The sequence below is a fragment of the Polyangiaceae bacterium genome, from assembly GCA_016715885.1.
In the GTDB taxonomy this organism is placed as follows: Bacteria; Myxococcota_A; Polyangia; order Polyangiales; family Polyangiaceae; genus Polyangium.
This window is the reverse complement of the sequence record JADJXL010000002.1, coordinates 606,436-620,212: the sequence shown is the minus strand read 5'-3', so window position 1 is coordinate 620,212 and position 13,777 is coordinate 606,436. Positions and strand designations below refer to the sequence as shown.

The window sequence follows — 13,777 nt, the reverse complement described above, 5'->3', positions numbered from 1 at the left end:
TCAATCGCCCTGACGAATGGCGCCGACACGGATGAGCTCGTCGATATCTGCATCGGAGAGCCCTGCATCGAGCAAGACGCTGCGCGTGTGCTGACCGGGTCGAGGCGGCGGTTCGAAGGCGACATCGCGGGGCGTGACGGGCGTGCGGTATTGCGGACTCGGTCCTTTGGGCGTCTCGATGTCGAAGAACAATCCGCGCGACTCGATGAACGAATCTTTACGCAGATCCTCCTGCATCACGACCGGTTCGAGACAGCAGTCGGCCTTTGCTTGGATCTCGATCCATTCGGCGCGTGTCTTCTGCGCGATGGCATTGGCCACGATTTGTTTGAGCTCCACTTGATGCGGCCCTGGAAGGAGCGCCTCCATGCGTGGCTCGATGCCCGCAGCGGAGCAGAACGACAGCCAAAATTTTGGCTCGAGAGCTCCGAGGGCAAACGGATGACCGTCCTTGGACATGTACGTGTTGTACGCGGCGATTCCCCCGGTCAAACCACTCGCTCCGCGCGGCAAGCTCTCGCCTGAAAAAGCGGCGGCCAACGTTGCGGTGGCGAATCCGAGCACGCCGTCGGTCATCGATATGTCGAGCACGCGGCCTTGTCCCGTTCGTTCGCGTTCGGCGAGCGCTGCGAGGATCGCGATGACGCACCACATGCCACCGCTGACGTCCGCCATTTGGAAGCCCGGAAGCTGGGGCGGCGCGTCGGTTGGACCTTGGCTACCGAGCAGGCCCGAGCGCGCGAGGTAATTGATGTCGTGTCCCGCGCGATGAGCGAGCTCGCCGGTTTGTCCGTATCCGGTGAGCGCACAGATGACGAGACGCGGATACTTTGAACGCAAAACATCGTGCCCAAGACCGAGGCGTTCGAGGACACCTGGACGAAACTGTTCGAAAAGCACGTCGTACGATCCGAGGATTCGTTCGAATGCGGCTCGTCCTTCGGGCTTTTTCAGATCGAGCAGCGCGCCTCGTTTTCCGCGGTTGAGCAGGTCGAATGCGCCGGGAACCAAATGGCGCAAGTAGTCGCCACCTCCAAGGTCCTCGAATTTGTCCACCGTCGCTCCGAGGTCCGCGAGGACGAGCGTCGTGAAGGGACCTGGCAAAAGGCGTGAAAGGTCGAGAATTCTTTTTCCAAGAAGAGGGCGCATGGCGTTTTGTACTCAAACCGAATGCTGGAGTCGACGTGCAAAGGCCGGCTACCCGTGAAGGGACAGCCGGCCTTTTTTCGACGATCGAAAATCGATCAGAGAGAGAAGAGCTTCTGCAGTTTCATGGCGAGCATGTTGTTGCCCGCAACCTTCAGCTTGCCGCCGAAGAAGAGCTGCATGCCGTTGGCTTGGGGGTTCTCCATGAGCTTTTGGAAGTCTTCGGCCGCGAGCGTCATGGTGCATTCCGCCGTGCCAGGATTACCCGCCTTGCAGCTCGGATTGTCCTTCACGTCGATGAACCAATCACCGCCACCTTCGCCGGTGATGACGAATTGATACGTCGCGCCGATTTGCTTGGCAGCATCGGGGTTCTTGGCGATTTTGGCGGGAACTTCCTCGTTGAAGAGCTTCTGAATGTCGACGGCCATGTTGCCTCCTGAGGGGAGCCGGGGGTGTAGCCGGTATTGACCGTTCGCGTCAAGCGATCGGATTGAGGCCCAGACAGGATTTGGACGCTCGCTAAGCGCGTGCGCGTGACGTGCGGCGGCTCGCCTGTGGTGCGGTGTCCAGTGCGGACCTGACGGGCAACACGAAAAGCCGATCAATCGCGACACGGGCATCTCGCGGCGGAGGGTCCTCGGGCGCTGCTTGAACGAGGCGCAGGTCGCGCAGCATCGCTCGGTCGAATTGCGCCCAATCTCGCACCTCGAACGGAACGAACGAAGGCAAGAGCGACACGAGCACCGTTTCGCTGCCGCCTTGGCGAATCGATGTGCCTTGGTACACGGTCACCGATTGCCCGAATGCTTCCTGAAAGACGAAAGGCCGCCACTCGAGCGGTGCTTCCAGATCAAAACGTCGTTCACCGACGACGAGCTCGCGGCCGTCGAGCGTAAACGGAGCGCCGCGGGCATCCGAGAGCACGAGGCGCTGCTGGCATTCGGGATCGAGCTCTTCGACTGCGAGAACGAGCGATGCAAAATCCGAAGGGGTAAGCTCGAGCGGATCGCCGTCTGGTCCAATGGCCTCGAGCGCGGCGTCATCGCCGAGCACGGTAAAAGCGCGATCGACGAATGCGCCAAGCGTACGGCGTCCTGATTTTTCGAGACTCGTCCCGACGTAAAACAGGCCGTCATGCGAGCTCCACACGGCCACGATGCGATCGCGTTCGGGGCTTTTCACGAGCGTGAGGCCGAACGGATCACCTAGGTACGTGACAGCTCTGGGCACATCGCCGTGCGGCTGAAAATAGAGGCGCGGTCCGTCGAGCAAGATGCCTCTGCGGGCAGCTTTTCGTGGCGAACGTGTACGCGCTCGAATGGCTATCGCCAAAGCCATGAGGACGACTGGAACGGCGAAACGCACGAGGGGACTCGTCGCGCCCAAGGCGATGACGATCGAAGCGAGCACGAGGGGCAACACGAGATGCCACAGGCGTGAGCGCGGAGGTGGAGGTTCGTCTTTCGAAACGGCGGAGAAAAAACGCGCTCGCTTGGTTGGAGCGGTTGTCGCGGAACCGTCCGTGCCGGAGGAAAAACCTACGCTCGGCCTTGACGATGCGTCCGAAGTCGTCGACTCATCCGCCCGGTTCGCGGCTTCGTTGCGATTTTGGTCGCGTGCCATCGAACCTCCCGGGTACGTGTCGCCCAAGAGAAAGGTAGCACCCACGCCCACGCCAAGGGAGGGGTCTGGTAGCCCCGGCGATGCAAAACCATTTCCGATTTTGCATCGATGTGCACGAACCGGGGGAACGCCACCAAACGCGGTGCGTCACAGGCGTATCGTTCGAAGGCGCAACGAATTGGCGATGACCGAAACGCTGCTCAGACTCATCGCCGCGCTTGCAAACATGGGGCTCAGCAAGATGCCGAAAAACGGGTAGAGGAGCCCTGCGGCAAGAGGCACACCAATACCGTTGTAAACGAACGCGAAGAACAGGTTTTGCCGGATGTTCCGCATCGTGGCGCGACCGAGTCGACGAGCTCGCACGATGCCGCGCAAGTCGCCCTTCACGAGCGTGATGCCTGCGCTCTGCATCGCGACGTCGGTGCCCGTTCCCATGGCCAAACCCACGGCCGCTTTGGCGAGCGCTGGAGCGTCGTTGATTCCATCTCCTGCCATCGCAACGACTTTGCCGCTTTTCGACAATCGCTCGACGGCGGCGCTCTTCTGCTCGGGAAGCACCTCCGCCTCGACCTTGTCGATGCCGAGGTCGGCAGCAACGGCCATGGCAGTCGTGCGGCTATCGCCCGTGAGCATGACGATGTCGATACCTTCGACACGAAGCTCGGCAAGCGCTTCGATGGCCGAGGGCTTGATGGGATCGGCGATGCCGACGAGGCCGATCACGCGTCCGGCGCGCGCGATGAACACGACGGTTTGTCCCTTGGTACGAAGCGCTTCGGCGCGTGATTCGACATGACCGGTGTCGATGCCGAGCTCGTTCATGAATCGCTTGCTGCCGAGTGCGGTCGGTTCACCATCGATGCGTCCCGTGAGCCCATGACCAGCCACGACGCGGAAGTCGGCGACATCAGCGAGCGCGATGGATCGCGACTTGGCGGCTTCGAGGATCGCGGCGGCGAGAGGATGTTCGCTTCCGCGTTCGAGGCTCGAGGCAATGCGCAAGACGAACGCTTCATCGTGATCGTCCAGTGAAGCGACCGATACGACTTTGGGTTTGCCCTCGGTGAGTGTGCCGGTCTTGTCGACGACGAGCGTGTCGACGCGTTCGAGGACTTCGAGTGCCTCGGCATTTTTCACGAGCACGCCGGCGCGCGCACCGCGACCGGTGCTGACCATGATCGACATGGGCGTGGCGAGACCGAGCGCGCACGGACAGGCGATGATGAGAACCGCGACGGCGTTTGCGAGGGCAAACGCAAGACGAGGTTCGGGGCCGACGAGCATCCACACGATGAACGTGGCGATGGAGACGAGGATGACGGCCGGGACAAACCAGCCGGAAACGACGTCGGCGAGGCGCTGAATGGGAGCTCGCGTGCGCTGCGCTTCGCTCACCATGCGGACGATTTGCGCGAGGAGTGTTCCTTGCCCGACGCGATCGGCACGCATGACGAAGCTGCCCGTTCCGTTGACCGTTGCTCCGGTCACGGGGTCGCCCGCGCGTTTCTCCACGGGGATGGGTTCGCCGGTGATCATGGACTCGTCGACGACACTCGAGCCTTCGATGACGACTCCATCGACGGGAACGCGTTCGCCCGGACGAACTCGCAGTCGATCACCCACGGCGACCTTTTCGATGGGCACGTCTTCATCGGTACCGTCGTCACGCACGCGTCGTGCGGAGCGGGGAGCAAGCCCAAGAAGCGCTCGGATGGCGCCCGAGGTTTGTCTGCGCGCACGGAGCTCGAGCACCTGACCGAGGAGCACGAGCGTGATGATCACGGCGGAGGCTTCGAAGTAGACGGGGACGGATCCGCCATGGCCACGCATCGACGGCGGAAAGAGGCCGGGCGCGAGGACGGCGACGACGCTGAAGACGTACGCTGCGCCGGTACCGATCGCGATGAGGGTGAACATGTTGAAGCGGCGGGTGACGATGGAGCGCGCGCCGCGCTCGAAGAACGGAAAGCCGCCCCATGCAACGACAACGGTCGCGAGAGCGAGCTCGATCCACTTTTGCGGGGGCCATGCATGCACGGGCCAGCCGGGGATCATGGGTCCCATGGCAAAGACGAGCAGCGGGAGGCTCAACGCGGCCGACACCCAGAAGCGTCGCGTCATGTCGACGAGCTCGGGATTGGGCGGCTCTTCGACGGTCATGACGGCTTCTGGCTCGAGGGCCATGCCGCAGATGGGGCAAGGTCCGGGTTTGGACTCCCGAACCTCGGGGTCCATCGGACAAACGTAAACGACTGCCTCACCCCCTAACCCCCTCTCCACAAGTGGAGAGGGGGAACTGGCCTCACCCCCCGACCCCCTCTCCACTGCGTGGAGAGGGGGAGGAGAAGGTGCCAACCACTCTTGTGGTTCTGCCGCGAACTTGTCGCGGCACCGCGGATTGCAGAACCAGTACGTCGCCCCCTCGTGCTCGTGCGACCCGCCTTTGGCCGCCCCGGGCGTCACCATCATCCCGCACACGGGATCCTTGACCTTGGCCACCGCGGGCGACGGTGCCGCAGAAGGTGCCAGCTCCTTTTGTGGATGGGGTTCCGCCTTACTTTCCAAAGGTGCCAACCACTTTTGTGGTTCCGCCGCGAACTTGTCGCGGCACCGCGGATTGCAAAACCAGTACGTCGTCCCCTCGTGCTCGTGCGACCCACCTTTGGCCGCCCCGGGCGTCACCATCATCCCGCACACGGGGTCTTTGACTTTGGCCACGGGCGGAGAATCACCCATAGGTGGCTGGCCGCTTGCACCCTGTTCCATGCGACGCACGATGATTCACGAGTGACGCCGTGGCCAGTCTGCCGCTCAGCGCGACTGCTCGTCGCACTTTCCCTTCCCCTTTGGCATTTCTCGGCTAAGCTCCGCGCCCCCAACTCGCCTGGCGGTTCGCCGCCCCGGTTTCAGCGCTTCGAACCGGCCCCGCCATGGGCAAACCATGCTGCCGAGGATGCGATGAGGGAACGCGCATCACGCATGCGCAAGCACTTTGTCCGTTCGAACCCAAGAAGCGCGAAAAACGAGGCACATCGTCATGAACAAGAATCCCGGCATCGTCGGCACCAAAATCGGGATGACCCAGATCTTCAACGAGAAGGGTGAAGTCCTCCGCTGCACCGTCGTTCAAGCAGGCTGCGTCGTCGTCGGCAAACGCACCGTCGAGAAAGACGGCTACAGCGCGCTCATCGTGGGCGTCGGCGAACGCAAAGAAAAGCACACCAACAAGCCCTTGCTCGGTGCCTACCGCAAGGCGCAACAAACGCCGAAGCGCACGCTGCGCGAGCTTCGCATGTCGCCGGAAGAAGCAGCCAAGTTCGAGGTTGGTCAGAAGATCGGCGTCGATCAGGTCTTCGAAGAAGGACAATTCGTCGACGCGCAAGGCGTGACCCGCGGACGCGGCTTCACCGGCGTCATGCGCCGCTGGAACTTTGCAGGCGCCGTCAGCTCACACGGCACGCACGAGTACTTCCGTCACGGCGGCTCGATCGGTACGAACATGACCCCCGGTCGCACTTTGCCCGGCTTGAAGATGCCCGGCCACTACGGCGCCGAAACGTGGAGCACCTTGAACCTCCGCATCGCCAAGCTCATCCCGGAAGAGGACGTCGTCCTCATCGAGGGTGGCGTGCCTGGCGCCAAGAACGGCATCGTCATCATCCGTGGCGCCGTGAAAAAGAAGAACGGCGGCAAGAAGAAGACGGCGTAACGTCGCGGCCATGAAAAACCCCTACAAGAAGCCCGACGCCTTCACCAAGGCTGCCAAGGCTCAGGGGTTTCCCGCCCGCAGCGTATTCAAGCTCGAAGAAATCGACCGCCGGGTGCGCCTGTTCCGACAAGGACAACGCGTGCTCGATCTCGGCGCCGCACCCGGCTCATGGTCGATGTACGCCTCGAAAAAGGTCGGCCCCAAAGGTCGCGTCTTCGCCGTCGATCTGTCCGAAATCCCCCAATTTCTCGGCGCAAACGTCACCGTACTGCGCGGCGACGCGCTCTCGCTCTCGAGCGCAGAGCTCGCCCAAGCAGCGCCCTACGACGTCGTTCTGAGCGACATGGCACCCGCCACGACCGGCAGCAAAATCGCCGATCAAACGCGTAGTTTCGAACTCTTCGATCGCGCCGTCAGCGTCGCCGAAGCCCTGTCCGCTCCGGGCAGCGCGTTCGTGGGCAAACTCTTCATGAGTGAAGAATTCGTCAAAGCCCGCGACCGCCTTCGCTCGCTCTACACCGACGTGCGCGTCATTCGCCCCGAAGGCACTCGCAGCCAAAGCTCCGAAGTGTTCCTCGTAGGGCTCGGACGCAAAGCTCCCTGAAGTCGCTTCACACGACCTGCACGTACCCAGACTCCGCAAGCTTTACGATCGCTCGCGCCGTGTCGAGGTCGCTCGCCGCACTCGCATCGAGCACCGCTTGCAGATCACCGCTGTTCCAAACGGCCTGCCACACGTCGAGCTCGACCGGCGAAAGCTCCCGCAACCGAGGCTTCATCACGGCAGGAACCGCAAGCCTCGCCGCCTTGTCCGGCAACTTGTGCTCCATCGCTTGAAACTCGTCGAGCTGCCGCAGACCCTCCATGAGGATCTCCTGCACCGGCAGATCCACGGGGTTTTCCATGGGCAAATCGCTCGCCGGCGTCAGCTCGAACGAACCCTTCGTCCACTGCAACATGCGGAACGCACTCTTCAGCACGCCCGCCTTCGAGTCGTCGATCGAAGCGTGAATGACCGTTCCCTTGTCGAGGTGAATCCTTCCGACGTGCTGGTCGGTTTCGAGCACCAGCACGCCGGTTTTTTTGGACGAACCTAGAAGCTGAAGCAGATCGGGGAGCGGAATTTCGTCGAGCGCACCCGCCATGCCGCGAACTTGATTGCGGTTCGACGCTGGTCTTTGACTTCGCCGGCGACTCGACGATGGAGCAAGAGCGACCGAATCCGCGAGCACCACCTTGATGATGCTCGTCCCAATCAACACGCGATCGCCTTCCTTGAGCCGCGCGCGCTTGATGCGTTCGCCATTGACGAACGTGCCGTTGGTCGAGCCGAGATCTTCGATCAGGATCTCGTCCGTGCACTCGATGCGCGCGTGCCTGCGCGAGACCATGTCCTCGATGAGGACCATGTCGAGGTCACTCGAACGACCCACCACGATCTCGGGTGAATCCTCCAGAGGGAATTCTGCACCTTGGTATTTGCCGGAGATGAAGCGCAGCGCGAGCTTTTGCGGCGACGACACCTTGGGCCGTTGGCTGTCCATGCTCGAGCCGAAAAAACGCTAAAAGGACCTCGAAACGCGAGAAGGCGGACGACGACTTTAGAAGTCTTGCCATGCGATCGTCAAGCGTTCCGAATCGAGAAGCTCGAATGCGCCCCGCGTAACAAGGCGTGCTAAGGGGTGGCCTGTGAAAATCCCCGCTGGTGATCCGCTCGGTACCCACCGCGTCCTCGAACCCAAGGGCGCCTTGCCGCAACCCGCCGAACGGCTCGATAACGATTTCTCCAAGAGGTACGCGACGGAAATCGTCATCGACGTCGAGACACTCAACATCGATGCTGCCAGTTTTCGTCAGATGGAGGATGCCTCGAGCGGCGACCTGGATCGCGTCGCAGAGCTCGTGATGCAAACCGTCGCGCGTCGAGGCAAACAGCACAATCCCGTGACGGGTTCGGGCGGCATGCTTCTCGGCGTCGTCTCGCACGTGGGAGATCTGGCGGCCGAGCGCGGCTTCGTGCCAGGCGATCGCATCGCAACGCTCGTATCGCTCTCGCTCACGCCGCTCCACATCGAACGAATCACGGCGGTGCGATCTGCTTCGGCGCAGCTCGACGTCGTCGGCAAAGCGGCGGTTTTTCTCACGGGACCGATTGCGCGGATTCCATCGGACATGCCCGAACGGCTCGTCCTGGCGCTGCTCGATGTCGCCGGAGCTGCTCCGCAAGTGGCGCGGCTATGCGAAACGGACGATACCGTCGTGGTGCTCGGCGCCGGAGGAAAGTCGGGGCTTTTGTGCGTGGCCGAAGCGCGAAAGCGCGTGGGACCGAGCGGCAAGGTGATTGGGATCGAAGCGTTTCCGGCATATGCGGATGAATTGAAATCGCTAGGCTTATGCGATCACGTCGCCACGATTGACGCGCGTGATCCGCTCGCGGTGCGTGATGTCGTTTGGCCATTGACGGACAATCGAGGAGCAGATTTGGTGCTCTCGTGCGTGAACGTGCCCGGCGTGGAGCTTGCAGCCATATTGGCGAGCCGGCAGCGGGGCAAAGTTTACTATTTTGCCATGAGCACGAGCTTCACGGCCGCAGCGCTCGGAGCCGAAGGCATTGGGCGCGACGTGGATTTGTACATTGGAAACGGTTATGCCCTCGATCATGCCGACCATACGTTGTCGCTCGTTCGAGCGAACCCGAAGCTCATGGAAATCATGCAACGACGATACGCTTGACGTATTTCGTGCATACCGATCGCAACCCCAATCCAACGAGAAAAAGCCAAAACGATGACTTCTTCGCACAACACGCGGCCGGCGGGACCGGCTTCCATCACGGACCTTGCGCGCGAGCTTGGCGTTTCGGCAGAACATATCGAGCCTTATGGGCGAAACAAGGCAAAAATCAGCCTGGACGCATTGAATCGTCCGCCTGCGGGAGCAGGGCGTCTCGTGCTGGTATCGGCCATCAATCCCACGCCGGCGGGCGAGGGCAAGACGACGATGTCGATATCGCTGGCCATGGGAATGCGCCGGCAGGGCAAACGGGTCGTGGTTTGTCTTCGCGAACCATCGCTCGGACCGGTTTTCGGCGTGAAGGGCGGAGGCACCGGTGGGGGCAAAGCGACGCTCGTACCTGCGGACGACATCAATCTGCATTTCACGGGCGACATTCACGCCATCACGACGGCGCACAATCTGCTTTCGGCGATGGTCGACAATGCGTGCCATTTCAATTTGTCCTTTGGTGACAAAGGCAGCATCGATCCGCGCACCGTCACGTGGGGACGTGCGATGGACATGAATGATCGAGCATTGCGCAATGTCGTCCTGGGCCTCGGGCGAAAAGCCGATGGCGTGCCTAGGCAGGATCGATTCGACATTACGGCGGCAAGCGAAGTCATGGCCATCGTGGCGCTGGCCGAGGGACCGGAGGACCTCGAAGCGCGGCTTGGGCGAATCGTCATTGGTTCATCGACGACGGGTGCGCCCATTACGGCGGCCGATCTCGGGGCGGCACCGGCCATGACGGCACTCTTGCGCGATGCGCTTCAACCGAATTTGGTGCAAACGGCCGAAGGAGGCCCGGCGCTCGTGCACGCGGGGCCTTTTGGCAACATTGCACATGGTTGCAGCTCGAAGATTTCCACGCGGCTTGGATTGTCGCTTGCCGATTACGTCGTGACCGAGGCGGGTTTCGGTTTCGATCTTGGTGGGGAAAAGTTTTTGGACATCAAGTGCCGGAGCATGGGGGTTTTTCCGCGCGTGCTCGTGCTGGTCGCGACGCTTCGGGCGCTCAAGATGCACGGAGGTATCCCGGCCAAACTCGCCGGCGAGCCCAATGCGAAGGCGCTCGAACAGGGGCTCGTTCACATCGACAAACACCTCGAATCGGCGAAGTTTTATGGTTTGCCGGTCGTCGTGTGTGTGAACGTATTTCCGACCGATGCAGTGGACGAGCTCGAGCTGGTGGAAAAAGCGCTGGGTGCGCGTGGCGTGCGTGCCGTGCGTTGCGAAGGGTTTGCCCGAGGAGGCGAAGGGTCGGATGAATTTGCGAAAGTCGTGGCCGAGCTGGCGGATGCGACGGACGGCGCGCCGCCTCAAGGCCGGTTCACGTATGACCTCGACGAACCTTATCGAACGAAGATCGAAAAAATCGCGCGGACGATTTACGGAGCAGAGAGCGTATCCTTGAGTCCTGCGGCTGAAAAGGAGCTCGCGCGCATTGAAAAGATGGGCTACGGCAACTTGCCCGTGTGCATGGCGAAAACGCAGTATTCGCTGACCGACGATCCGGCGATCACGGGGCGGCCGACGAATTTCAGCATTACGGTGCGTGAAGTGCGTCTGAGCGCGGGAGCTGGGTTCGTCGTGGCACTCACGGGCGACATGATGACGATGCCGGGGCTACCGCGCGAGCCTGCGGCGCTCAAGGTGAAGCTGCTTCCGAATGGGCGCATTCGGGGGCTGATGCAGAACGATTAACCGGTCCCCAACCCGGGAGACACCGACCCCGGAATCGGCGTCGCCGTCGAAGACGGCACCCCGAGCGCATCTTTCGATGCCGCCGGCAATATCACCGCAAACGTCGTCCCCTTCCCTTCGTACGATTGCACTTCGATACGCCCACCTGCCGCTTGCGCGATGCCTTGGCTTATCGCAAGCCCCAAACCGGTTCCTTTGTCTTTCGTCGTGAAAAACGGCAAAAACAGGTTTTTCAGCACCTTTTGAGATATCCCGGGCCCCGTGTCCGTCACGATGATCTCGACGAATGGATCGTCCTGCGTTCCCATGCCCGGCAGCGCTCCTGGACGCACCCGCGTCTTGATGGTGATTTTGCCCCGCCCCAGCATCGCTTGCGCCGCATTGCGATACAAATTCATCACCACCTGCCGAAGCTGCTCGGGATCCATCACCACCCGCGGTAGCGTTGGGTCGAGCTGCACGTCCACCGTCAAATCACGGCTCGATCGCTCCGTGGAAAGCACTTGAAGCGTGCGCCGAAGCACGGCATTGACGTCGGTCGGAACCACCACGCCTTGGTTTGTCCGAGCAAGATCCAATACCGATCCGACGACCCGATCGAGCCGCTCGACTTCTTCCAAAATGATTCCAATGAATTCCTGCGCATTGGGATCGACTTCTTTCGCGTCCGGGCTCGGTTCGGCGAGGAGCTGCGCCGCGCCTTTGATGGCCCCGAGCGGATTGCGAATTTCATGCGCGAGACCTGCCGCCATTTGCCCCAGCACCGCGAGCCGATCACGCTCTTTCATGTGCTGGTAAAGCCGCGAGTTTTGAATGACCACGCCGATCTGCGTCGCCAGCGTGTCGACGAGCGCAATCTCTTCGGGGGAAAACGCATCGCGCACGCGATCGTCGGCCACGACGAGCAACCCAACGATTTCATTGTTTTCTGCCCAAATTGGAAAAACCACACCGCTGTCGGCCAAACTGCCCAAAACCGCCGCGGCGCTCAAAATCGCATCCGCCATGTCCGTCCGCTCGCCACGCCGTTTGCGCTCCCGAGCGTCCCGCTTTACTTCCTCGAGCGAGATCGGGCCCTTGACCAAACGATCGAGCAGCGCGCGTGCCGTCGCCATTTCGATGTGCGCAGACGTGTCGGAACCGAGCGACGCCAAACGATTGAATCCCGTTCGATCTTGATCGCGCAAATACAACGCCGCCTTGGTCACTCGACGCGATTGTTCGAGCGCCGCGGTGACGATGGGCCCGAGCTCGTCGAGCTCGAGCAAGTGCACGAGGCGCCGGCGCGCATCGGCGACTGACCTTTCGAGGTCAAAGCGATCGCGAAAAATGAGCTTCTGCGTCTGTTCTGCCACGCGTTCGCGCAGGGGATCGAAAAGCACGAGGATCACGATCGCGGCGAGCACTGCGTTCAAGTACATCGTGTCGAAACCGCCGACGACGGCGACGAGAACGTAAAAAATGGCCGCAATCAGCGTCGCAACGAGCGTTGCAACGGTGAGCCGCGCGAGCATCTCGTAGACGTCGAGCAAGCGTTCGTGGCGAAGGGCTTGTGCCAAGACAAACAGGAAGACGACGCTGAGCGCCGCGCCCACGGGAGGCGGTTCGACGCCGAGAAACCAGGCGAAATCCACGACGCTCGCAAGGCCCGCCAGGGCTCCGAGCACCACGAGCAAGCGCACGCGCCTTTGCGTCGCACGCGACCCGCTTTGTGCACCTCGCTGCCACAATTCGAAGAGACCCGCCGTGAGAAACGCGAATACGTGAAGGAACACGACGACACGAACGAGCGGATGATTTTGCGCTGGGCTGAGCAAGAGGAGCGCGAGCGGAACGGCCAGGAACATCGCCAAACGCGGCAAGCGACTCGGGCGTTCCGATTCGTGCGGGATCATCGCTGCGAACAGGTGAAGGGCAAACTGCGGCAAGAGCAGCGTCAGCACACCCGTAAAACGAGCGAGGACGGGCGAATCGAACAAGTTCGCGAGCGATTGCGACAAGTACCAAAGACCGATATCCCCAGCGAAGGCCGCGAAGAGCAGGTGCACGGTGCGCACGCGACCACGGAGAAGGATCGACACCGCAATCACGAGCGACAACGCGCCGCACACCAGTGTGGTCTTGGTTCGAAAGATCCGTGCCTATTTCCACCGGACGAACGTAGCTCGCCGCGACCGTGCGGGCGAGTCTCCCGGCGCGCCCATCCGTCGGTTTCTAGCGTCTCTCCGGCGACTGTGGTTCCATGCGCCGCCATGACGCGCTCATCACTTCTTCTCGTCTTCGGACTGCTCTTGGCAGCATGCGGCGGCGGCAGTGCCGCATCGACGGCGCCCGCGACCCCGACGGGGCTCAATGATGCCGACGCCTTGAAAAAGCTCGACGCCGAGCTCGCCAAGCCCATGCCCGACCTATGGAAGGAATCGTCGGTCGCGTTCATCACCGATCCCGTGGCGATGTGCGACAAACCCGACGTCGACGCGCAGGCGAAAACCGAAGCTTCGTCGCAGCTCGAGAAAGCCAAGAGCGCGCTGCAGGATGCGGGCGTCACCGTGCAAGAATCCGTGGACAACGCTTCGGTTGTGTTTTCAATCCGGATTTTGGCGAACTGCTCGGGCAGCGGCAGCCCGCTCGTGACAGGCGACGTATCCGCCATGCCAGGCAATGGTGCGGTTGCTGCAAAATCGGATTTGTTCGAGGTTTCTCGTTTCGATGCGGGGAAGGTAACGCTGGCGCTGCTACGAAATGACGATCTCGTGAAAAAAATGAGCGCGAAGTGATACCATGCCCTGATCTGGGCGCTCGCTTCGCGTG

11 protein-coding genes are annotated in these 13,777 nt (G+C 61.8%); 5 read left to right on the top strand and 6 right to left on the bottom strand.

Going from position 1 to position 13,777, the window contains the following annotated elements:
* The 4 genes from IPM54_06090 to IPM54_06075 all read right to left on the bottom strand — a co-directional run bounded on the left by IPM54_06090 (window position 1) and on the right by IPM54_06075 (window position 5,511).
* Entirely contained in the window at window positions 1–1,149 is a 1,149-nt protein-coding gene (locus tag IPM54_06090) for a CoA transferase (protein MBK9259391.1), read from the bottom strand.
* Window positions 1,150–1,244: 95 nt separating this feature from the next.
* Window positions 1,245–1,577: an SCP2 sterol-binding domain-containing protein gene (locus tag IPM54_06085; protein ID MBK9259390.1), complete on the bottom strand. Its 333-nt coding sequence runs from the start codon at window positions 1,575–1,577 to the stop codon at window positions 1,245–1,247.
* 91 nt (window positions 1,578–1,668) lie between these two features.
* Complete coding sequence (locus IPM54_06080) at window positions 1,669–2,772, bottom strand: IMP dehydrogenase (GenBank protein ID MBK9259389.1); 1,104 nt, start codon at window positions 2,770–2,772, stop codon at window positions 1,669–1,671.
* Between the two features lie 147 nt (window positions 2,773–2,919).
* Complete coding sequence (locus tag IPM54_06075; protein MBK9259388.1) at window positions 2,920–5,511, bottom strand: heavy metal translocating P-type ATPase; 2,592 nt, start codon at window positions 5,509–5,511, stop codon at window positions 2,920–2,922.
* A 301-nt stretch (window positions 5,512–5,812) separates the two neighbouring features.
* Here IPM54_06075 and rplC point away from each other — a divergent pair, with 301 nt between their 5' ends.
* Together rplC and IPM54_06065 are read left to right on the top strand one after the other, a co-directional pair.
* Entirely contained in the window at window positions 5,813–6,484 is a 672-nt protein-coding gene (gene rplC / locus IPM54_06070; GenBank protein MBK9259387.1) for a 50S ribosomal protein L3, read from the top strand.
* 10 nt (window positions 6,485–6,494) lie between these two features.
* Complete coding sequence (locus IPM54_06065; protein ID MBK9259386.1) at window positions 6,495–7,088, top strand: RlmE family RNA methyltransferase; 594 nt, start codon at window positions 6,495–6,497, stop codon at window positions 7,086–7,088.
* Between the two features lie 7 nt (window positions 7,089–7,095).
* Here IPM54_06065 and IPM54_06060 read toward each other — a convergent pair whose 3' ends face one another.
* Window positions 7,096–8,028, bottom strand: coding sequence for a DUF4388 domain-containing protein (locus tag IPM54_06060; protein MBK9259385.1), 933 nt, complete (start codon window positions 8,026–8,028; stop codon window positions 7,096–7,098).
* Between the two features lie 151 nt (window positions 8,029–8,179).
* Here IPM54_06060 and IPM54_06055 point away from each other — a divergent pair, with 151 nt between their 5' ends.
* Together IPM54_06055 and IPM54_06050 are read left to right on the top strand one after the other, a co-directional pair.
* The gene (locus IPM54_06055) at window positions 8,180–9,217 is read left to right on the top strand and encodes an L-erythro-3,5-diaminohexanoate dehydrogenase (protein ID MBK9259384.1); all 1,038 of its coding nucleotides are present in this window, start codon (window positions 8,180–8,182) and stop codon (window positions 9,215–9,217) included.
* Between the two features lie 54 nt (window positions 9,218–9,271).
* Entirely contained in the window at window positions 9,272–10,966 is a 1,695-nt protein-coding gene (locus tag IPM54_06050; GenBank protein MBK9259383.1) for a formate--tetrahydrofolate ligase, read from the top strand.
* Here the strand turns inward: IPM54_06050 and IPM54_06045 are convergent.
* Window positions 10,963–13,101, bottom strand: coding sequence for a GAF domain-containing protein (locus tag IPM54_06045; GenBank protein MBK9259382.1), 2,139 nt, complete (start codon window positions 13,099–13,101; stop codon window positions 10,963–10,965). The two genes, IPM54_06050 and IPM54_06045, sit on opposite strands and share 4 nt — an antisense overlap.
* A gap of 117 nt (window positions 13,102–13,218) precedes the next feature.
* Between IPM54_06045 and IPM54_06040 the strand changes: the two genes are divergently transcribed.
* Window positions 13,219–13,743, top strand: coding sequence for a hypothetical protein (locus IPM54_06040; GenBank protein MBK9259381.1), 525 nt, complete (start codon window positions 13,219–13,221; stop codon window positions 13,741–13,743).
* Window positions 13,744–13,777: the final 34 nt, after the last annotated feature.

Excerpts from the sequence above, each read along its gene's own strand:
- IPM54_06080 (MBK9259389.1), bottom strand. The coding sequence starts at position 2,772 with ATGGCACGCGACCAAAATCGCAACGAAGCCGCGAACCGGGCGGATGAG.
- IPM54_06060 (MBK9259385.1), bottom strand. The coding sequence starts at position 8,028 with ATGGACAGCCAACGGCCCAAGGTGTCGTCGCCGCAAAAGCTCGCGCTG.
- IPM54_06075 (MBK9259388.1), bottom strand. The coding sequence starts at position 5,511 with ATGGGTGATTCTCCGCCCGTGGCCAAAGTCAAAGACCCCGTGTGCGGG.
- rplC (MBK9259387.1), top strand. The coding sequence starts at position 5,813 with ATGAACAAGAATCCCGGCATCGTCGGCACCAAAATCGGGATGACCCAG.
- IPM54_06040 (MBK9259381.1), top strand. The coding sequence starts at position 13,219 with ATGACGCGCTCATCACTTCTTCTCGTCTTCGGACTGCTCTTGGCAGCA.
- IPM54_06050 (MBK9259383.1), top strand. The coding sequence starts at position 9,272 with ATGACTTCTTCGCACAACACGCGGCCGGCGGGACCGGCTTCCATCACG.
- IPM54_06085 (MBK9259390.1), bottom strand. The coding sequence starts at position 1,577 with ATGGCCGTCGACATTCAGAAGCTCTTCAACGAGGAAGTTCCCGCCAAA.
- IPM54_06090 (MBK9259391.1), bottom strand. The coding sequence starts at position 1,149 with ATGCGCCCTCTTCTTGGAAAAAGAATTCTCGACCTTTCACGCCTTTTG.
- IPM54_06065 (MBK9259386.1), top strand. The coding sequence starts at position 6,495 with ATGAAAAACCCCTACAAGAAGCCCGACGCCTTCACCAAGGCTGCCAAG.